Origin of the sequence: Brasilonema sennae CENA114, from assembly GCF_006968745.1 — a bacterium.
GTDB lineage: Bacteria > Cyanobacteriota > Cyanobacteriia > Cyanobacteriales > Nostocaceae > Brasilonema > Brasilonema sennae.
The window spans coordinates 5,710,386-5,731,132 of the sequence record NZ_CP030118.1; the positions used below are offsets into that span (position 1 = coordinate 5,710,386).

Annotated in this window: 16 protein-coding genes and 1 tRNA gene; 11 read left to right on the forward strand and 6 right to left on the reverse strand. The window is 42.5% G+C overall.

Annotated features, from left to right (window positions below; genetic code table 11):
* Window positions 1-69: 69 nt before the first annotated feature.
* Entirely contained in the window at window positions 70-207 is a 138-nt protein-coding gene (locus DP114_RS23920; protein WP_169267314.1) for a hypothetical protein, read from the reverse strand.
* A gap of 72 nt (window positions 208-279) precedes the next feature.
* Between DP114_RS23920 and DP114_RS23925 the strand changes: the two genes are divergently transcribed.
* Window positions 280-1,161: a phosphodiester glycosidase family protein gene (locus DP114_RS23925; RefSeq protein WP_171977297.1), complete on the forward strand. Its 882-nt coding sequence runs from the start codon at window positions 280-282 to the stop codon at window positions 1,159-1,161.
* A 95-nt stretch (window positions 1,162-1,256) separates the two neighbouring features.
* On the opposite strand, the gene DP114_RS23930 is transcribed toward DP114_RS23925, so the two are convergent.
* The 3 genes from DP114_RS23930 to DP114_RS23940 form a co-directional block, all read right to left on the reverse strand.
* Window positions 1,257-1,556: a CU044_2847 family protein gene (locus tag DP114_RS23930; protein WP_169267316.1), complete on the reverse strand. Its 300-nt coding sequence runs from the start codon at window positions 1,554-1,556 to the stop codon at window positions 1,257-1,259.
* A gap of 219 nt (window positions 1,557-1,775) precedes the next feature.
* Window positions 1,776-2,612 (reverse strand): SWIM zinc finger family protein, encoded by an 837-nt coding sequence (locus tag DP114_RS23935; protein WP_169267317.1) that lies wholly within the window; start codon window positions 2,610-2,612, stop codon window positions 1,776-1,778.
* Entirely contained in the window at window positions 2,609-5,905 is a 3,297-nt protein-coding gene (locus DP114_RS23940) for a DEAD/DEAH box helicase (protein WP_171977298.1), read from the reverse strand. The genes DP114_RS23935 and DP114_RS23940 overlap by 4 nt, the downstream gene beginning before the upstream one ends.
* 918 nt (window positions 5,906-6,823) lie before the next feature.
* On the opposite strand from DP114_RS23940, the gene DP114_RS23945 reads away from it, so the two are divergent.
* Entirely contained in the window at window positions 6,824-8,980 is a 2,157-nt protein-coding gene (locus tag DP114_RS23945; protein ID WP_169267319.1) for a polyribonucleotide nucleotidyltransferase, read from the forward strand.
* Between the two features lie 309 nt (window positions 8,981-9,289).
* The gene (locus tag DP114_RS23950; protein ID WP_169267320.1) at window positions 9,290-10,129 is read left to right on the forward strand and encodes an alpha/beta fold hydrolase; all 840 of its coding nucleotides are present in this window, start codon (window positions 9,290-9,292) and stop codon (window positions 10,127-10,129) included.
* 45 nt (window positions 10,130-10,174) lie between these two features.
* Here the strand turns inward: DP114_RS23950 and DP114_RS23955 are convergent, their stop codons facing one another.
* Window positions 10,175-10,897 (reverse strand): hypothetical protein, encoded by a 723-nt coding sequence (locus DP114_RS23955; RefSeq protein ID WP_169267321.1) that lies wholly within the window; start codon window positions 10,895-10,897, stop codon window positions 10,175-10,177.
* A gap of 725 nt (window positions 10,898-11,622) precedes the next feature.
* Here DP114_RS23955 and pds point away from each other — a divergent pair.
* From pds to DP114_RS36115, 8 genes are all read left to right on the forward strand, one after another.
* Window positions 11,623-13,074 carry a 15-cis-phytoene desaturase gene (gene pds, locus DP114_RS23960; RefSeq protein WP_169267322.1) on the forward strand — a complete coding sequence of 484 codons (1,452 nt, stop codon included), beginning with the start codon at window positions 11,623-11,625 and terminating at the stop codon, window positions 13,072-13,074.
* Between the two features lie 80 nt (window positions 13,075-13,154).
* Window positions 13,155-14,087 (forward strand): 15-cis-phytoene synthase CrtB, encoded by a 933-nt coding sequence (crtB, locus tag DP114_RS23965; RefSeq protein ID WP_169267323.1) that lies wholly within the window; start codon window positions 13,155-13,157, stop codon window positions 14,085-14,087.
* Window positions 14,088-14,320: 233 nt separating this feature from the next.
* Window positions 14,321-14,412: transfer RNA gene (locus DP114_RS23970), tRNA-Ser, on the forward strand.
* A 286-nt stretch (window positions 14,413-14,698) separates the two neighbouring features.
* Window positions 14,699-16,021 (forward strand): ABC transporter substrate-binding protein, encoded by a 1,323-nt coding sequence (locus DP114_RS23975; protein WP_169267324.1) that lies wholly within the window; start codon window positions 14,699-14,701, stop codon window positions 16,019-16,021.
* Window positions 16,022-16,152: 131 nt separating this feature from the next.
* Complete coding sequence (locus DP114_RS23980) at window positions 16,153-17,016, forward strand: uroporphyrinogen-III synthase (protein ID WP_171978286.1); 864 nt, start codon at window positions 16,153-16,155, stop codon at window positions 17,014-17,016.
* A gap of 97 nt (window positions 17,017-17,113) precedes the next feature.
* Window positions 17,114-17,776, forward strand: coding sequence for a GNAT family N-acetyltransferase (locus DP114_RS23985; RefSeq protein ID WP_171977299.1), 663 nt, complete (start codon window positions 17,114-17,116; stop codon window positions 17,774-17,776).
* A 48-nt stretch (window positions 17,777-17,824) separates the two neighbouring features.
* The gene (locus DP114_RS23990) at window positions 17,825-18,358 is read left to right on the forward strand and encodes an organic hydroperoxide resistance protein (RefSeq protein ID WP_246162723.1); all 534 of its coding nucleotides are present in this window, start codon (window positions 17,825-17,827) and stop codon (window positions 18,356-18,358) included.
* Between the two features lie 240 nt (window positions 18,359-18,598).
* On the forward strand, window positions 18,599-18,709 hold the full coding sequence (locus DP114_RS36115; RefSeq protein ID WP_318284522.1) for a hypothetical protein: 111 nt from the start codon (window positions 18,599-18,601) through the stop codon (window positions 18,707-18,709).
* Window positions 18,710-18,821: 112 nt separating this feature from the next.
* Here the strand turns inward: DP114_RS36115 and DP114_RS24000 are convergent, their stop codons facing one another.
* Window positions 18,822-20,441 carry a flavin monoamine oxidase family protein gene (locus DP114_RS24000; protein ID WP_171977301.1) on the reverse strand — a complete coding sequence of 540 codons (1,620 nt, stop codon included), beginning with the start codon at window positions 20,439-20,441 and terminating at the stop codon, window positions 18,822-18,824.
* Window positions 20,442-20,747 lie beyond the last annotated feature (306 nt).

Consider the following 20,747-nt stretch of genomic DNA (forward strand, 5'->3'; position numbering starts at 1 on the left):
TGAGAAGTCGGGGATCTGTTTGTAACACTCACTCATCCCGATTTATACTCATTGCCCTCAATTGCTTTGCTAAACGTTCAGCGCGTTGTTGTGCCAATTCTGCTGTTGTCGTTCTTGTTGTAACAATAACTCTGCTTGTTGAGCTGGTTCTTGTCCAGTGAGCAATGCGATACCTCTAGCAGCATCTGTTCTTTGGGCGATACGCACAAGCTAAAGCCTCTGGCTTATCGCCCAACTTCAAAGGATATAATCTATTCGGCTAAATTGAGGCGAAAATGCATGAAAAAAATGTGGATACTAGCAGGAGTATTTATCAGTGCGACTGTGCTGCTTTTGTTTTTTCGTACTGCAACATCAAAACAAACAAACTTAATCACCAAAACCATGAACTATGAGCAACGTAATTTACCAAACAGCATTGTCCATATCTTGAGAGTTCCTGCTCATAGCCAATTTATAGTAACTCCTGCATTGTCATCACAACTAAATACAGTAGAGGAAGTTGCCAAAAAGCATCAAGCAGTTGCCATCATCAATGCTGGCTTTTTTGATCCAGTCAACCAAAAAACAACATCTATTGTTTTTCAACAAGGAAAACTAACGGGTAATCCTAAAGACAATCAGCGATTGGTAGATAATCCTGACCTAAAACCTTACCTCAACAAGATTCTCAATCGTACAGAATTTCGGCGATACTTGTGCGAGCAAACTATCCGTTACTCTATCACTCTCCACAGTGAGCCTCCAGCTGGAGGTTGTCAATTAGTTGATGCTGTGGGTGGTGGTCCCCAACTCTTACCAGAACTAACCTCAGTCCAAGAAGGTTTTGTAGATAACGCTAACAAAAGAGATGCTCTTGGTAGTACCAAACCCAATGCTCGAAGTGCTATTGGTATTATCAGTGATGGCAGCATTGTTTTGGTGATGGTTGCTCAAAAACCAAATACTCCTGGTAACTCTGGGATGTCCTTGCCAGAACTGGCTCATTTTATGAAAACTCTTGGTGTTGAGAAAGCGATGAATCTGGATGGTGGAAGTTCGTCTTCGCTTTATTATGACGGCAAAACCTTCTATGGAAAAGTTGATTCAAAGGGAAATCTGGTAAAACGACCAGTGAAGTCAGTTTTAATCATTCAGGAAACTTTGTCAGAGGTTAAATAGATAATTTGGGTTACTTTAGTTAATCTCAGTTGCTAGTTTTAAATAGTAACAATTGTTACAAAAAGTCTAGTATTTTTACATGTCTGAGCTTGGAACTATTGACCCCATTCTAACGTAATCTCTATATTCGCTGTATTGGAACCCTTTACTAGTAAAGCGGTAAGTCTACCAGATTCAATCGCAATATCAACACCAAACTTTACACTTGCTCTATCTGGCTTAACCTTGTGTAATGCTTCGACAATTTCTTTGGTCAACGATTCAATAGCGGTGGTAACTTCTTCAAAAGGTCGAGATTGAAAATTTACTTTGCGATCGCCTATCTGTGTCGCTTCAACTCTAACACTTGTACCATCAGTTAGTTCCACTGTAATTATTTTGGTTTGAAGTTCCATGTGTCTTCGACTGGATTACTCTGCTTTTATAGCATTCCATCGTTCAACTAATTATCAGGAAGACAAAAAATATACCAAAGCGAAGTCCAAATTTGGCTGTACAGATGCTGGTAACAATCACCTGACCAGTTTTCACTTGGGAGTCAAAGTGCACCACTTCTATAAGTCTGGATGTACTTTGAAGTTGAAATCCCCATCTTGACTGTTTTCATCATTATCTTAACCTCCTCCAACATTCATTGCAGCCAAAACAGCCTTCTGGCTAACATCTTTGTACACTGTGTCTAAATACTTCATCACCACATCAGCTGCGGTTAAATTTGTTAAATTTTCCTCTTCCTTAGCCAAAGGAATTGACCCCAACACATCTAAAATCGTTTCGCCTGTTGATGGTACAATAACGACTAAAGAAGATTCCAATGGCTCATTGTATTGCCAGAAAGATTCGATTTTTACAGAGAATCGTTTCTCGTGTGTTGACTCTTGAACCTCAGATGGTTCGTTTTGTGAAGTTTTAACAGTTTTGCTGCGTAGGTGACGTAAATCACTGATAATTTTCTCTTTTGTGCTTCCCCGTAATTTAAAAAGAACAAATGGATCTTCACTAAAGCGATCGCCTAACTGATAGTAAACTGCAGCGACATGTTTGCAAGGGTTAGCTTTATCAGGACAAGAGCATTTACTATGGACATCAGATAAGGTAAAAGGAAATAGGGAAAGACCATTAGCAGTGAAAACATCTTCCATATTTTGCGGCATTTCTCCTGCTAGTAGCTTGGCAGAAAACATTGATTTTTGAGACATTGTTTCAATCACATAACCCCACTGTTCCTCAGTAAAAGGATCAAGGGACAAAGAAACTTTGTATGGTTCTTGTTCACTACCTTGTACTCTAGCTAATACCTTTGCACCTTGAAACTCAATGCTAAGAACATTTCCCTGACGTGCATAAATTCTTCCACGTTCCAAACGTTTCTTAAAACGATAGGAATCTAACAAATCAAGCCACCGTTGGGACCACCATTCTCGACTTCCTTGAAGGGTATCATTTGTCATTCGGTTTCCTCATCTATAATTGCACTCCGGTCAAGTATGAGCAAGTTGCGAAGTTGGTCTGTGTCTAGTTCTGTCAGCCAATTTTCACCTGCACCAACAACTTGTTCGGCAAGTTGTTTTTTACTTTCAATCATGTCATGAATTTTTTCTTCTAAAGTGCCAGTTGAAATAAATTTATGAACTTGGACATTGCGGGTTTGACCAATACGAAAAACTCTATCTGTCGCCTGATTTTCTACTGCTGGGTTCCACCATCTGTCAAAGTGGAAAACATGATTGGCTCGTGTTAAATTTAATCCTACACCACCAGCTTTCAGGGATAAAATCATAATTGGTGGTCCTTGAGGATCGTGTTGGAAACGATCCACCATTTCCTCACGTTGTTTTTTCTGAGTACTACCGTATAAGAACAGAATTTCTCGTCCTAGCTGTTTTTCCAGATATGGTTTGAGTAACTTACCCCACTCTGCGAACTGAGTGAAAATTAAAGCGCGATCGCCCCTTGGGCGGCTCCCTGCTGGAGCATCGCCACTTGCGACAACTATCTCCAACATTTCCTGCAAGCGCTGGAGTTTCCCAGAATGATATTGTTCCAATGTGTCTTGCTTCAAGTAATGCGATGGGTGATTGCAGATTTGTTTTAGTTTGATGAGTAAAGCTAAAATCATGCCTCTGCGTTGCAAACCCTCAGCTTCTTCAATCTCAGCTAGAGACTCTTCCACAGCTTTCTGATACAGTTGAGCTTGCTGGGCACTCAGACCACAAAACACAGTCATTTCCTGCTTCTCTGGTAAATCTTGAATAATGCTGCGGTCAGTTTTCAGACGACGTAGAATAAAAGGTTGAGCTAATGAACGCAATTGATTCAACGAAGCCGCATCACCATACTTCTCAATTGGTATTGCAAAACGCCGCTGAAAAAACTGCTTATTTCCCAAATAACCAGGATTTAGGAAATCCAAAATCGACCAGAGTTCTTGCAATCTATTTTCTACTGGTGTTCCCGTAAGAGCAATCCTAAATGTAGATTCTATTTGTCGTACCGCCTGTGACTGTTTTGCATCTGAATTTTTGACATTTTGTGCTTCATCTAAAACGATGATTTGCCAAGAAACGCTCTGCAATGATTTGAGATCACGGTGAATGAGCGGGTAACTAGTGATGACTATATCATGCTTATTGACTGCTTCTACAAACGTCTTACCTTTAGGGCGCTTGTCACCGTGATATTGCATCACTTTTAGCGTTGGAGCAAATTTTTTAACTTCTCTTTCCCAGTTTCCTAAAACTGAAGTTGGGCAAACAAGTAGTGTGGGTTTTTCGAGTGTTTCTTGTTCTTTTAAGTGTAAGAGGAAGGCGATGAACTGCACGGTCTTGCCAAGTCCCATATCGTCCGCCAGACATGCACCCAAGCCCCAACGTTCCAAAAAGGAAAGCCACGCCATCCCACGTTCTTGATAAGGTCGTAATTTTCCCTGGAAGCTGGTAGGTGTGGGCAAGGGTTCAACTGCTTTGTTATTCGTCAAGGCAGAGATCAATTCCTGTAATGCCCCAGACGCCTCAAAGCTAACAACTGGTAATTTTTCAATCGTCTGAGTGTCTCCTGTACTGATACGCAAAGCATCTTCCAATGACAGCGCCATTTGTTCTTTACGAGAAGCGAAAAAGGTTTGTGCTGTTTTGATATCTTGCGATCGCAATTCCACCCACTCGCCATTAATTTCTACCAATGGGCTATTCAACGCCACCAACCTATCAAATTCTGCTTTGGAAATTGTCTGTCCACCAATCGCCAATTCCCACTTGAAATTCAACAAACTTTCCAAACCTAAACGTTCTTGCTTTTTCTTAGATGTTTGGGCAGTAACTTTCAAACCCAAACGATTTGCCCATCCTTCGCGGTTCTCTAAACTAGGCGGTAAAATTACACCCAAACCACTATCTTCAAACCGCCATGCTACAGACTTGATAAACTCATAAGCTTGAATTGGGTTGAGGTGGCAAAATTGAGGATACGGAGTTTCTAAGCTGGCTGCAATTTGTGGATACAATCGTGAAGCTAATCCCAAACCGCGTAAAAATGTCTCTTGTGGTTGTTCAATTGTTCGATTTTGGTAAACAAATTTTTCTAAAGGGTGGTTCCAAATTGTTGTTCCGTCTATGAGAAAATTGGAATCATCAGCAGCTTGGAGGAAATAAGCTAAAGTCCAATGAGTCTGTCCCCCTGACTCTGGAGAACGCAATACGAAACAGGTACGAAACTGGTTGTTCCCCGCCATTTGGTATTGCAAGGGCATAGTCCAAGCTTTCAACACCGTCTCTAATCGTTGCACTCCAAAAGGATCAGCGCTAACTGTGTTAGATGCAGCCGTCAGAGAATTTAACCACTGTCGCACCGTCGTTGGTAAAGACGCCATCACTCTGGTCTCTAACAGAGGTTGGGAACCCACCATCGCTCGTACTTGAGCATCTATTGTACTGTTAAGAAATCCCAGCAGTAATTCTTGGGGTTCGGGTGGCAAGTTTATGTGAACAGATGAGGAGGATTTTGCCTCCTCATCTTCCCCGAATTGGAAATTTTGCTGATAAGTGCGACAAGCCAATGGCATCAATTGAGAAAATTTTTCTAAACGAGTTCCATCTTGGGCGCTATCTAGAAGTGCTTGCCATTTCGCCACTGTAGAATTATCGCTTTGGCGTTGAATTGTCGGCAAAAACTTACCACGCGAAATCAGATCCAAACTCCAGCGGGCAACCTGCACCCAAAAGTGTAAATCTCCTCCCAAAAAATTATCTTCACCATTAGGAACACTCAGAGGTAACGAAGTCAGGAATTTTATCGCCTCTTCGGGGTTGAGGCAAAAACCTTCAACAAGCCACGGTTGTAAGTACTGGGGAGTTTTGTTTGGTGAATCTAATGTGGCTGAATGCGCTGGAAAGATTTCAACTGTTGCGTCCTGAGTATTTTCTAAAATATAAGTTGGTAGGGCAACCACGAGTTCGTGTGTTGGCAAACTCACATCGGCAGTACTGGCTGCTTTGGGCGTTTTCCCATTTTTGAGAGATTTTGTCTGTGACGTCTCTACACGTTTGGGGTGCGGTATTTTAACAATTGAAATGTTACGTGAATCCAGCCACTCGATTAACTCTAATGGCGTCATTGCCAGAGGATGTATTGATACATCACTCAATGGACTCTTACTAGAATTTGTCCCAAGAGTTCGCCAAGTCTCTCCCCAAACAAATAAACAACCCTGATTTTGTCTTAACCAAGTACCGTGTAGAATTGCCATTTAACAGTTCTCAAATGTTCGCGAAACTACTAAAATTTATGTCTTTCTTATTTTTTATTCATCATTAAATGACTATTTTTTCAGAATATATATTCTATAAAATAAAATTGTTTTTTTTACATTTTTTATCTAATTTAGCAAATAAGAATCATTCTTTTACTACTTTATACCAATTTAGCTTCTTTGGCGTAATGTTGAGACATGAGATTAGCAAGCGACACTAGGTTCCACTAGCTGAATACAAATTACGTTATCAAAAAGAACTCAGAACTCAGAACTCAGGAATCAGAATAAGAAAGAAAGACAAGCGCATAAATTGTAGAGTTCTGGTACGGAAGTCTTTGGGTTTAAAACCCCACCGTCTATACGGGAGCCAGTACTGCGGGAGGGTTTCCCTGGTGCAGGATAAGAGCGTTGTATTCAATTGGTTGGGGTCCCAATCCCCATCCAATCATATTGCTGGGTTCTGCGTTCTGACCTATGTGTTCTTCTTCAAGACAATACAACTTGGTATTAGTAGAAGTTTCATAGAGTTAGAAGAATAAAAGATCACAAAAGGATCAAAGCTTGCTATTGTTAAAGAGAAAATATATTCCTCAAAACAACTTCCTTGCAAACAGAGCTAGCTAGTAGTATTCAGGCTGATTGCTGATTATAGCGCACTTGCATTTGCAATAGAATACACCTGTGCCAAACCCTCCCCGAACTCCAGCTATCCATTACCCGCATCTTTATTAAGATTTGACCAGAGCAATCGCTCATGGGTACTCTAATCCCACCACTGTCAGCAAACTTGATACTGGGTGCTCAAGTCTAAAGTTGTTGATCTTTAGGTGTGTGAGTGACGCCAGCCAGAGGGCATAAATGTTAGGATTGCCACAGAGAGAGAATAGCGTGCATAGAAGGAAAAAAAATTGAATGGGAGAATTTGAGAAGTCAATATCCTTTGACGGACGGGATATTCGACTGAAGGTTGGTCATTTAGCTCCCCAGGCTGGTGGCTCGGTGTTGATAGAATCTGGGGACACAACAGTTTTGGTGACGGCTACGCGATCACAAGCCAGAGAGGGCATTGATTTTCTTCCGTTGACAGTAGATTACGAAGAAAGACTGTATGCGGCAGGTAGGATTCCCGGAGGAATAATGCGGCGAGAAGGTCGTCCGCCAGAAAAAACAACTCTCACTAGTCGTTTAATTGACCGTCCACTACGTCCTTTGTTCCCGTCTTGGTTGCGAGACGATTTGCAAATTGTTGCGCTGACACTCTCGATGGATGAGTTGGTGCCACCTGATGTGCTAGCAGTCACAGGTGCTTCGATCGCCACCTTAATGGCAAAAATACCATTTAACGGACCAATGGCGGCAGTGCGTGTCGGGTTAGTAGGAGATGATTTTATCATTAACCCGACCTATGCAGAAATTCAAGCTGGGGACCTAGATTTGATCGTTGCTGGTTCACCAGAAGGCGTGATCATGGTGGAAGCAGGAGCAAATCAACTCTCAGAAAGAGACATTATCGAAGCAATTGAATTTGGCTACGAAGCCGTACAGGATCTGATTAGGGCGCAGCAAGATTTGATGGCTGAAATTGGTATAGAAATTCCACACGAAGAGCCACCAGAGGTAGACTCAACGCTGGAAAACTATATACGCGATCGCGCTGTTGTTGAAATTAAGGAAATTCTGTCACAATTTGATTTTGACAAAACACAGCGCGATACAGCTTTAGATGCAGTCAAGGAATCGATTAAAGCTGCGATCGCAGAACTTAGCGAAGAAGATTCTGTCCGCGTTGCCGCATTGGCAAATAGTAAGGCTCTTGATAATACCTTCAAAGACCTTACTAAAAAGCTGATGCGCCGTCAAATCATCGAAGATAATGTTCGCGTTGACGGTCGTAAGCTTGATGAAGTACGTCCTGTATCTTGTGATGTTGACATTTTGCCCAAGCGAGTCCACGGTAGCGGTCTATTTAACCGGGGATTAACTCAGGTGCTATCTGCTTGCACTCTTGGTACACCAGGAGATGCTCAATCACTGGCTGATGACTTACAACAAGATCAACATAAGCGTTACCTGCACCATTACAATTTTCCACCGTTCTCCGTTGGGGAAACAAAACCCTTACGTGCACCAGGACGTCGGGAAATAGGTCACGGAGCACTGGCAGAAAGAGCAATGCTACCCGTATTACCGCCCAAAGAACAATTTCCCTACGTGATTCGGGTGGTATCGGAAGTGCTTTCTTCCAACGGTTCCACCTCAATGGGTTCAGTGTGCGGTTCGACACTGGCATTGATGGATGCAGGCGTACCCATTTCCAAACCCGTTAGTGGTGCTGCAATGGGTTTGATAAAAGAAGGCGACGAAGTCCGAGTCCTGACTGACATTCAGGGTATAGAAGACTTTTTGGGCGATATGGACTTTAAAGTTGCCGGGACAGACAAAGGCATAACCGCCCTACAAATGGATATGAAAATATCCGGTCTATCCTTGGATATAATTTCCCAAGCGATCGAGCAAGCCAAAGCAGCACGGTTGCATATTCTGGAGAAAATGCTTCAGACAATCGATCAACCGCGCCCTCAAATGTCACCTTATGCCCCACGTCTGTTGACTATCCGGATTGATCCAGACATGATTGGTCTGGTGATTGGACCAGGAGGCAAGACGATTAAGGGTATCACCGAAGAGACCGGTGCTAAAATAGATATAGAAGATGATGGCACAGTGACGGTTTCTGCTGTGGATGAAACCAAGGCTAAGAAAGCACGGCTCATCATCCAAGGCATGACAAGAAAGCTCAATGAAGGTGATGTCTACGCAGGGAAAGTTACACGAATTATACCAATAGGTGCTTTTGTGGAATTTCTTCCTAGCAAGGAAGGGATGATCCACATTTCCCAACTGGCTGACTACCGTGTTGGCAAAGTTGAGGACGAAGTCACAGTTGGTGATGAAGTGATTGTAAAAGTGCGAGAAATTGATAACAAAGGCAGAATTAACCTTACCCGCCTGGGTATTCACCCAGAGCAAGCAACTGCAGCGCGAGAAGCTGCAGCAGTCAATCGGTAACTAGATTTTGGATTTTAGATTGTAGATTTAGGATTAATCGCAAATCTAAAATCCACTTTGGTGTCTATTGAGGGAACGCTTAACGCTTAACGCTTAATAGGGAATAGGGAACAGGGTGAATGGTGTTTGTTTGATATGCTGCTAGCAGTTTTCTACCGAAGCGTGAGAGGCTCAGATTGTTTGATTGCCAGACAAAATAAAACCTACGGATGTGTAGAAACGCTTTTTTTTGATAAGAAAGTAAAACAAATAAATCGATTTCTAAATCTGTAGAACTAAAAACCTGTCAAAGTCTGGTAATCTGCGATCATGCCAATACGTCAAACCTTATCGAAACCTGATATCCAACTTTCTTATTTAGAGTGGAACCAAGGTCAAGAACCTTTACTGGTATTACACGGTTTAGCCGACAACGCCCTAGTTTGGTCGAGCCTAGGAGATGACTTAGCCCCAGATTACCATATAGTCGCGCCAGATATGCGCGGTCATGGTGAGAGTGACAAACCAGAGAAAGATTATAGTTTTGAGAGTGCGATCAAAGACTTAGAAGCACTGATGGATAGCTTGGGATGGTCATCTGCTCATGTTGTCGCGCACTCCTGGACAGGTAAACTAGCTGTTATATGGGCAAGGATTAATCCGCAGCGTTTACGGAGTATGGTTCTGGTCGATCCCATTTTTATTTGGAAAATACCCAGCTTTTTTAAGGTTACTTTTCCCGTTTTGTACCAATTTTTATCCTTTCTCAAAGGTATGGGACCATTTGCGACTTACGATCAAGCCCAACAGCAAGCGTGTCAGTTAAATCAGTTTCAAGGATGGAGTCCCTTACAACAGCAAGTTTTTCAAGCAAGTATTGAACAAAAAACCGATGGGACTTGGGGTAGTAAATTTACCATCGCAGCTCGCGATAGAATTTTTGAGGAAGTGATGCTCTGTCCCGGTTTTACAGCCCCCATTTATATCCCCACCTTGTTTGTGCAGCCAGAAAAAGGACTTAACCGTAAAGATTGGCAACTCCAACCTTACAAAACTAATTTAAAAAATTTACGCGTTTGTCAAGTTCCTGGTAATCATTGGCCTTTTTTAACACAGCCTGAGGCGTTTAACCAAACTGTGAAAGCTTTTTTGCAAGAGCATAGATTTTAACACTGTCTGTTTTTCAGGTTTGGAGATTCTTAAGAGTTTACAACTTCAAGATCCCTGACTCTGTAAACTTTTCATTTCTTGTTGTACATCCAATGCAATCTGGAATACTTCATTCAGCCATCGTCCGTGTTCACTAGCCTCTTCGCTCACTTGCATTACTGTTAATGTTGGTAAATTATCCGCAAACAGTTCTAATTTACTAACAATAAATTTTTTATTTTCTCTTAGAATTCTTTCTGTTTTTAATGCCCGAACCAAATCATTTCTTGTCATTTTTAGTGCTTCTATAACTTTCTTTCTTTCATTCAAGCTCACTCCTGAATTTCCTGCGGCTTCTATTTGATCGTTGATGTCTATTGCTTTAATGACAGCACTATGTCTTTCAACATCATTCAAGAGAATTTTTAGCGAATGTGTCATGTTCTGTCTGACAGTACGACTTCTTTGCTTCCACAAAATATAAAAGAATATTTGTGTCAAAATTCCTACTGAACAACTAGATATGACTAATAGTAGCCAGGAAGGTATAGTAACCCAATTAACAAAGAGTCTGATAATAACATCAAAAGCAACATAACTAGAAACTAATATTGTCATTCCAATAAAAATTACCGTAGCAGCCTCAGAACCTTTGGCTCTTTCTACAACTCGACTCAGTAGTCTTTTCATGGGATGAGTAAGAATTATGAGTTCATCGTTCACAGGTAAATTAGTCAATTTTTGCAGTTCTTTTTGACCAATCTCTAATCCTTGTAAATCATTACGCACAGCTTTAATATCCTCTTAATATAGTTTTTTTCCAGTATTATATAACAGTAAAATTGATGCCAAACAAACAAAGCCGCCATTTTTGTTTGTCAACAAATTTAACAAAAATTATATTTTAGAGTTACATTTTAATACTGTGTTATTATTAATACTAATAAAGCACTAAAAGTCATATAAGCTCCAAAAGTCCATTAGCCTTTCCTTAATTTCTTTTACATACCTCCACTAAAGGTTTCGGGATGACTTTTCTAAGTGCTGACTCACGAGGTTATTGTGTCAGAGTGTATCCTTGAAAATTGTCCACTTTGATCACAACAATGCCACAAATATCAGGAAAAAGCAGTTTTTGAGTAGGGAGAGTAAAATGTATCAGGATTTTATATTTTTGTATCACTAAGTAAAAAATGGTAAAAGAAAGTACATAAGATGTAAAATGCGGAGGACACTTCTGTGGAAAGGGTTGTCTGTTGCGCTTGAGTTGCGACGGCCGTTGCCAACCGAAAAATCTTCTGATATTGAAGTGTATTGTTAACTCAAGTGGATTGGGGTATAAATGAGTCTGAGACAAAAATTGTGCTTGAAGACGCGCTAGTAATCGACGATGCTCCCCGAGGGAAGCAGCCAATCTCAAAAAGCTATCACCGAAAAACTGCTAAATGTAACGGATTGCAAAGTATAATGAAAACGATAAAACAATTCAAAATATTCAAGAGCAGTAAGGTTCAATGCGAGTAGCGATCGCGGGAGCGGGTTTAGCAGGGCTTTCCTGTGCGAAATATCTCACAGATGCAGGGCACACTCCTATTATCTTGGAAAGCCGAGACGTGTTGGGGGGGTTAGTAGCAGCGTGGAAAGACAAAGATGGCGACTGGTATGAAACAGGGCTGCATATCTTCTTTGGGGCATATCCCAATATGTTGCAGCTGATCAAAGAATTGGGGATTGAAGACAGATTGCAGTGGAAAGAACACACCATGATCTTCAACCAGCCCAACAATCCAGGAACTTACAGTCGCTTTGATTTTCCAGACGTGCCAGCGCCTTTGAATGGCATAGTAGCTATTCTGCGGAATAACGATATGCTTACATGGCCAGAAAAAATTCGCTTTGGTATCGGATTGCTACCAGCGATGATTCTGGGACAACGGTACGTGGAAGAGATGGACAAATACTCTTGGTCGGAATGGATGAAAAAACAAAAGATTCCGCCACGAGTAGAAAAAGAAGTTTTTATCGCCATGTCTAAGGCGTTGAACTTCATAAATCCTGATGAAATTTCGGCAACAATTCTTTTAACAGCTCTGAATCGGTTTTTGCAAGAAAAGAATGGCTCAAAAATGGCTTTTCTAGACGGTTCCCCAACAGAACGTCTGTGTCAGCCAATCGTTGATCACATCACCGCACGGGGTGGAGAAGTGCGGTTGAATGCACCGCTTAAAGAAATTGTGCTGAATGACGATGGCACAGTCAAGCATTTCGTGATTCGGGGATTGAATGGGGCAGAAGATGAAGTATTTACGGCTGATGCTTACGTATCGGCAATGTCGGTTGACGTGATGAAGATTTTGGTACCTACACCCTGGAAACAAATTGAATTTTTCCAAAAATTGGAAGGTTTAGAGGGTGTACCAGTGATAAACTTGCAGCTATGGTTTGACCGTAAACTTACTAAAATTGACCACCTGCTCTTCTCGCGATCGCCCCTGCTCAGTGTTTATGCCGATATGAGTAATACCTGCCGCGAATACGCCAATCCCGACCGATCAATGCTGGAATTAGTTTTAGCTCCAGCAAAAGATTGGATTGCAAAATCTGATGAAGAAATTTTGCAAGCAACTATTGCTGAACTAGAAAAATTGTTTCCTGACGACTTTACGGGAGACAATCGAGCAAAGCTGTTGAAATATCATGTCGTGAAGACGCCACGCTCAGTGTACACAGCAACACCTGGTCGTCAAGATTACCGTCCCTCACAAGTGACCCCCATTGCTAACTTTTATTTAGCAGGCAGTTACACAATGCAACGTTACTTGGGGAGTATGGAAGGTGCCGTACTTTCTGGTAAGCTGACAGCGCAGGCGATCGTCCGTAATACAGCCGAGGGATTTTCTGAAGGAAAACCCCTTCCTCGTTTCGAGGAAACAAGCCAAACGCCTGAAAAAGCTTTGGGTCGGTAGGACGCGCTACACGACTGCTGAAGCACATCCGGTGGCAAATTCAAAAAGCCTGCAAACGTAAACCCTTCAGCCTGCAACGAATGCTGCAACTGCCTGATTCCATCCCTCGCATGAAAATACCGGTCTCTGTGGACGAGTCCTACAAACTCTGTCGCCAGCTTATAGTCAAGTATTCCACGACTTTTTACATCGGCACTTTGCTGGTTGACAAGCCAAAGCGCAAACACATTTGGGCAATTTATGCTTGGTGTCGCCGTACAGACGAACTCGTGGATGGTCCCGCATCTGCTATAACGACACCAGAAACTTTGGATCTGTGGGAACAGCAACTGGAATCGATTTTTGCTGGACAGCCATTAGATAGTATTGATGTCGCTTTGGTGGATACTATTCAGCGTTTCCCGATAGATATTCAGCCGTTTCGGGATATGATTGCTGGTCAGCGTATGGACTTATACCGAAGTCGCTACGAAACCTTTGAGGAGTTACACCTTTACTGTTACCGCGTTGCTGGGACAGTCGGTTTGATGTCAACAGCAGTGATGGGGGTTGACACCTCCACAAACACGGCTCCGTGGAATTGCCATCAACAGCCGTATATCCCCACAGAAGAAGCGATTACTCTGGGAATAGCCCATCAACTCGCCAATATTCTACGAGATGTCGGGGAGGATGCAAGGCGGGGGCGGATTTATATTCCCCAAGAAGACTTGGCGCGCTTTAACTACACAGAGCAAGACCTGTTTAAAGGAGTGGTGGATGATCGCTGGCGATCGCTAATGCGCTTTCAAATTGCACGGGCACGCCAATTTTACGCCAAAGCAGAAAAGGGAATCTCTTACCTATCTGCCGATGCTCGCTTACCTGTATGGGCATCTTTGATGCATTACAGTCGAATTTTGAATATCATTGAACGCAACGATTACAATGTCTTCACTCGACGTGCTTACGTGCCTCAATGGCAAAAGTTACGTGCTTTGCCAGCTGCATGGTTACGAGCACAAGTCTTATGAAGAAGTTGTCACGTCTTGTGAGGAATTCAAAATCAGCGGAGGTTTCCTCCGCTGCAACTTCTCTCAAAATGACAAAAATCCTTTTGAATTTTGATAGCGTAGGCTGACACTCTCGTGTCACACTTTGGATTTGAGCAAAGCAAGTCCTTTGTCCTGAACAATCACGAATGAAAAATGAAAAATGACTATTGACATTAGACCTATAGTTTGTTACGATTAATCCTCGTGACCAAGGAGAGGTGGCTGAGTGGTCGAAAGCGACGGATTGCTAATCCGTTGTACAGTTCGTAAGGCTGTACCGAGGGTTCGAATCCCTCCCTCTCCGTTTATAGAGAAAAATACAGAAAAAGAAGATAACACTTTTTCTTTCAAGATGCCTTTTGCTGGTTGGCGTCAGTCACAAAAAGACATGCTTTTAAACGCTATAGCACGTGTACGCTATATGAACACTGCTCTGCCGCTGCCTTGGGCTTGACATTTTTGACTTCTCAGACATCCTCTAAAGGGGATGTTATTATTTATCATCTGGAGCCATTAAAGAATTTAATTAATCATTTAATTTGAATCTTACTTTTAGGCTCCTGAATAAATGAGGAGTGAAACTAAATATTATGCAAAAGATAAACGCTGCCTTTGCTCTGGCTTTGACAACCCTAGCAGTTGGTTTCCTAGCAGCTGCTTGCGATACAGCTCCCCCAAACAGTTCAACAGGCAATACCACAAGTCCCAGCCCAGGAGGAGGCTCAACAACAACAGCTACTAGTGGTAATGGGTTGAAAATTGGTTCCCTGCTACCAGCGACTGGTGACTTGTCTTCCATTGGACAGCAGATTATACCCTCAGTCCCCTTGCTTGTGGAAACTGTCAACGCTTGCGGTGGCGTGAACGGTGAACCTGTGACTCTTGTTCAGGTAGATGACCAAACTGATCCTAAAGCTGGTGCTGCTGGTATGACCAAATTGGCAACTGTAGATAGAGTTGCAGGTGTTGTTGGTTCCTTTGCCAGCAGCGTTTCTACTGCTGCTGTCTCAATTGCGGCTCAAAATAAAGTTATGCTGATTTCTCCCGGTAGTACCAGCCCCGTATTTACTGAACAGGCAAAACAAGGTAAATATCAAGGATTTTGGGCACGTACTGTTCCACCTGATAGCTATCAGGGGCCAGCTATAGCCGCACTTGCTAATAAAAGAGGCTATAAAAAAGTTTCTACCGTCGTCATAAATAACGACTATGGCGTCGGCTTTGAAAAAGCATTTGTGCAAGCTTTTGAAAAATCGGGGGGAACTATTGTTAATAAAAACAACCCTGTCCGCTACGATCCAAAAGCAACTACCTTTGATACTGAAGCCTCTGCTGCTTTTGCTGGTAAGCCTGATGCAGTCCTTGGGGTTTTCTACGTAGAGACAGGCAGTTTGCTGCTAAAAGCAGCGTACCAGCAAGGTTTGCTGCAAGGAGTGCAGGTGATGCTGACAGATGGAATGAAGTCAAATGAGTTTCCAGGACAAGTCGGCAAAACCAGTGATGGTAAATATATCGTATCTGGAGTGATTGGTACAGTACCAGGTTCTAACGGTAAAGCGTTAGAAGCTCTAAATAAACTGTGGCAATCTAAAAGAGGAGGCGCACCAGGTGAATTCGCTCCTCAAGGCTGGGACGCAGCCGCCTTGCTAGCACTAGCAGCACAAGCTGCTAAGCAGAATACAGGTGAAGGCATAGCCAGTAAAATCCGCGAAGTTTCCAGTGGTTCTGGTACAGAAGTAACTGATGTGTGTGAGGGACTGAAGTTATTGAAAGAAGGTAAAAAAATTAATTACCAAGGAGCTAGTGGTAACGTAGATGTTGACCAAAACGGCGATGTGATCGGTATCTACGATGTCTGGACAGTTGGGGACGACGGTAAAATCAAGACGATTGATAAAGTTAGCCCGAAGTAAAGGTTAAAACATAACAGGTATGGTGCCGTACTCTCGGCTAACGCACTGCCCAGAAGTTTAACAATATTCCACAACAAGTCCCCCACTATATCCTTATGGGTTAGTGGTGGGATCAAAGGAGGTCAACCAAACTGCTTACTCCAACCGTACAACTGCCCTTATACGGTAAGCGAATCATCGTTACCGCACCCCGTAATTATGCCGCCAGGTTATCTCAACAACTCATTAACCAAGGTGGTATGCCGTTTGTGATGCCAACCATTGAAACTTGTTCACTAGAAAACTTTACAGAGTTAGATGCTGCACTGCAACATATCGATGCATTTGATTGGATTGCTTTTACCAGTAGAAACGGTATCAATGCTTTTTTCCAACGTCTAGAAGATTTGGAGATCAACCCCCTTGTTTTGACAAATATATGTTTTTGTGCTATAGGATTAGACGCAGAAAAATTAGCAGCTTTGGGAGTCAAAGTCGATTTAGTACCGAAAGAACCCAGCCCAGCAGGAGTTATTGCTGAATTGGCTAAAATTCCAGATATTGCTCATAAAAATATACTTGTCCCAGTTCCAGAAGTTGTAGGCGTCCCAGAACCCGATGTGATTCCAAACTTTGTTGCAGGATTAAAAAAATTGGGCATGAAGGTAACCCGTGTACCAACTTATAGGACGCGGTGTTTAGATAAAGATATTTATGAGGTTGAGTTAAATCTGATTCAGCAAGGCAAAATAGATGTCATTGCCTTTAGCAGTACTGCGGAAGTAACAGGTTTTTTGCAAATGGTTGACTCGAAAAGAGATTATGAACATTGTGCGATAAGCCCTTGGCTTGACGCTACGCGTATCGCTTGCTTTGGACCCTACACCGCAGCAAATGCAAAGAAATTGGGCTTAAATGTCTCAATAGTTGCTCAGGATTATAGTTCATTTGCGGGGTTTGCTGAGGCGATTGCGCTAAGCGCACGCTCCGCGAACGCCCTTTGGGCACAGCAATAACTTTTTGGTATAAAATTCTTCACTTCAGCAGAATGTATAATTACTAAAAGTTCTGAGAAAGGTACGTATTCTACTTCATTAGATACGAGATAAACAGATGAACACAATTAAATGCTTGCGTAAAACTGAACGCCTACAATACGATATTTTTGAGATGGAATCGCTCGATGCAACGGCGACAATGGTTGCCCAGTCATTTATCCACTCAGATCCAATGGCAATAGTTCAGAAGTTTTCTATTAGAGAATTTGCACATTTTGTTCGCCAGTTATGTGTAGGGGTAGCGGAGCAAGGACTAACGATTGTTGCCAAAAATCATCAAAATAACGAGGTGGTTGGTGTAGTGATTGCTGGTGACTTTGTTACAGATTCATCTTTGAAAATTGAGAAGTTTGGTGAGGATAAGTTTCAACCAATTATGGAGCTTTTCGAGCAACTACAAACACAGTATATGCTGGGTAAGCAGATTGATAAAAATGAATATTTACATCTTCATATGTTAGCAGTAGCACCAGAGTACAGAGGAGAAAAAATTGCTCATAGTTTAGTAAAAATTTGTGTTGAAAATGCAGCAAATGCTGGTTATCGAATTGCTTTTGCAGAAGCAGCAAATTCAATTTCTCAGCACGTTTTTAAAAACTGTGGTTTTGTTGCTCATCACGAAATTCTATACAAACAGTACACTTACGACAATGTGCCGATTTTTGGCTCAATTGAGGGACATTCAGGAACCATCTTGATGGACAAAGCATTGGATTAGTATGAACAGAACGAGATAGAAAGAAACTTTTCTACGCCTTCAAAGATAATGCGTGATACTGCTAATAGTAGTGTGAAGGCAACAAGCATGAATCCTGAAACTGAGAAACTAATGCAGCAACTAGACCAACAATATGAAGGTGCTGCGATGAAACCTTTGTATACGGCTACAGTCACCGTCACTCCAGGTCAAGCAGGACATGCCCGCATGTCGGGTCATGCTCATAGTTCGGATGGATTGCTAGACTTAGACCTTGCCTTTCCTACTGAACTAGGGGGACATGGCAAAGGAACCAATCCAGAACAACTTTTTGCCGCTGGCTATGCAGCTTGTTTTCATGGCGCACTTGCGTTAGTTGCTAGGAAAGCAGGAGTTGATGCGTCTAAAGCAAAGGTTACCTGTGCTGTCACAATTGGTCGAGATCCTGCGGACGGTGGATATATGCTTGCTGCCCAGATGGTGATTGATATTCCAGATACAGAACGCAAGAAGGCTGAACAGATAGTTGCCCAAGCTGATCAACTCTGTCCCTACTCAAAAGCGATTCGTGGGAATATCAATGTGAGAATGACAGTGGTTTGAATCATTCTTACCTTTAGGCTTAAATTGAGCATAAGCAAACCCAACAAACCCTCAACCATGCTCAAACCCAAAGTCTTCATCACTCGCCACCTTCCCACCAAATTAGAGCAACTGCAACAGATTGCTACCATTGAAGTCTGGGAAGAACGCTAACCGCCTCCCTATAAAGTTTTACTAGAAAAAGTCAAAACAATTGATGCTTTGCTGTGCTTGCTGACAGACGAGATTGATCAGTAACTGATAGAAGCAGCCGGAACCTCTTTTAAAGTTATTAGCCAAATGGCAGTTGGATACGACAATATTGACATTCCTGCTGCGACTGCACGGAAGAAGGGAGCCGCTACGCGTTAGCCCTTGGCGTGCGCTTGTGCTTACGCTATCGCTATTCGACTTCTGGTGGTGATCGCGCTCCCACACTCCGATTATGTTTGCATAACTTACAACCTGTGCTAAATATTGAAATCTATGGCATTACTTGTGCCTGGTGTTGTCTCGCCACCACCTGAGCCGCAAGGCGACCTGTTTGAGCTGCGCCATTCATATATCCATAGAACTCGTCGCTCAAATGCTCGCCAGCAAAAACCAAATTCCCAACATTGACATCTTGGCGTTCTTTAGGATCGTCGGCTTCAACATAAAGAAACTTGGCAAACTCCGTCAACTGTCCTGGCTTAAATTGAGTGTAACTTCCTTTAGTAAAAGGATCCCTTGTCCATTGTGTTTGCAAAAACTTGTCCGTCGCAGCATCTTTAGCCCCCACAATGAAATCATCTAACTGCCGTACGAACTTCCTTCCTTGCAACTTACCACTGCCAGATCCGTTCCTTCTGACTTCATCCCCACCTAGAAAGAAGACTAACTCTCCATTTTCCCTGTCTGGTTGTCGCAAGGTTCCATCCCAAGCTAAGCAGAATTTCAGATCACTCCAGACTTCCTTAACAAACCCATTTTCCTGCCGCCACGCTTTCTTGTTAAATCCAGCGATGACCTTTTGATTGAAACCGAGATCGACTTCTTTGATGAAACGCCTCAAAGTGTTTGGCAAGTTGACCTGGATATCAACTTCTCGTAACACGGTCAAAGGAATCGCGATAATGACATAGTCCGCATCTACAACATAGTTGCGGGAAAAGGTCAAGAGAAAACCACTACCGTTTGACTGAATCCTTGTTAGAGGCATACGGGTGTGAATCTGACCAGACAGCGCTTGGGCAAGACTATCGATAATTCTGCCGCTACCACCTTCAACAACGAAAGCTTCATCAGAATTCCCCAATAGCTCTACTTTGTTCCCGTCTACTGTGGGTAGGTTCATAAGAAGTTGAATTGCTGACGATTCTTCTGGCTCAACACCATACTCAGAGCGAATCGTATTTTCGATCAGTCTGCGAATAAAAGGCTCTGGAATTTTATCTGCATATTTGTTTAGATAATCGGCAGCGGACATGGAATCAAATATTGGTGCGTACTGCTCAAAGTTTTGCTCAAGTAACTCAGCATCATAGTAAATTGCAAGAGCGAGTGGACGCAATTTGTCCGCAATTTCTGCTTCCGACTGGACTTTACCATCAAAGTAGTACGCCGTTCCTGGAAAGGGCAATTTTTGTTGTTCCTCGATAACACTGAAGAGTTTTATATCGAATTCTTTTGCCAGTGCCAACATATCGGTGTGATTTGTATTGATGAACTGACCACCCAAATCAGTCACCAAACCCTCGCCTACGACACCTGTGACTGTCTGTATGCGCCCTCCCAACCGTTCTCTGGCTTCATAAACGGTAGCCGTCAAGCCTATCTTCTTAAGCTGGTATGCCGCATTCAACCCCGCAATCCCGCCTCCTACAATAGCTATTTTGGGATTCCCACTATGGCTAGCTCTACCCCAAACCTTTTCTGGATGAGACAATCCACTAGTGACAAGTGCCGATCCTGTAGCCAGAGATGCCAATTTGATAAAGCGCCTTCGCGACCATTGAGCCTGCTTTTTTGCCAGCGATAAAGGTTTTCCTTCTGCTTTCAGGTTTTTCCTCTGGCTTAGCTGCAAAATACGAAGTAACTGCCGAAACTGTGGTGTACGTGCCATTCTGTCTATTTATTTGTTAACGACTTGAGGAACAAGTTGAGGAGTGCTACTGTGGGCATCGGGGTTTGGGAAACTGAAATTACGCCAATCCCTACGGCAAACTATGCGAACAGGCATTTATCAATCTGACTTTTTCCAAATATCGTGAAAAATCAGAGAACGCCGTCTGGGTAAGTTTGCCGTTGATGACTTTTTTTAAGTCAACAATTTTTATCTTCAAAGTAGGAAACAAAAGCCAGTTATAAGTGACTTTCTTTTCCTATATATGTAAAAAATAGAGAACTTATCAGCCTTTAGAGGCATCCA

What these genes read in the sequence shown, in the direction of transcription:
- pds (WP_169267322.1), top strand. Translation starts at nt 11,623, where the DNA reads ATGCGAGTAGCGATCGCGGGAGCGGGTTTAGCAGGGCTTTCCTGTGCG.
- DP114_RS23945 (WP_169267319.1), top strand. Translation starts at nt 6,824, where the DNA reads ATGGGAGAATTTGAGAAGTCAATATCCTTTGACGGACGGGATATTCGA.
- DP114_RS23975 (WP_169267324.1), top strand. Translation starts at nt 14,699, where the DNA reads ATGCAAAAGATAAACGCTGCCTTTGCTCTGGCTTTGACAACCCTAGCA.
- DP114_RS23990 (WP_246162723.1), top strand. Translation starts at nt 17,825, where the DNA reads ATGCGTGATACTGCTAATAGTAGTGTGAAGGCAACAAGCATGAATCCT.
- DP114_RS23925 (WP_171977297.1), top strand. Translation starts at nt 280, where the DNA reads ATGAAAAAAATGTGGATACTAGCAGGAGTATTTATCAGTGCGACTGTG.
- DP114_RS23985 (WP_171977299.1), top strand. Translation starts at nt 17,114, where the DNA reads ATGAACACAATTAAATGCTTGCGTAAAACTGAACGCCTACAATACGAT.
- crtB (WP_169267323.1), top strand. Translation starts at nt 13,155, where the DNA reads ATGCTGCAACTGCCTGATTCCATCCCTCGCATGAAAATACCGGTCTCT.
- DP114_RS24000 (WP_171977301.1), bottom strand. Translation starts at nt 20,441, where the DNA reads ATGGCACGTACACCACAGTTTCGGCAGTTACTTCGTATTTTGCAGCTA.
- DP114_RS23935 (WP_169267317.1), bottom strand. Translation starts at nt 2,612, where the DNA reads ATGACAAATGATACCCTTCAAGGAAGTCGAGAATGGTGGTCCCAACGG.
- DP114_RS23930 (WP_169267316.1), bottom strand. Translation starts at nt 1,556, where the DNA reads ATGGAACTTCAAACCAAAATAATTACAGTGGAACTAACTGATGGTACA.
- DP114_RS23950 (WP_169267320.1), top strand. Translation starts at nt 9,290, where the DNA reads ATGCCAATACGTCAAACCTTATCGAAACCTGATATCCAACTTTCTTAT.
- DP114_RS23940 (WP_171977298.1), bottom strand. Translation starts at nt 5,905, where the DNA reads ATGGCAATTCTACACGGTACTTGGTTAAGACAAAATCAGGGTTGTTTA.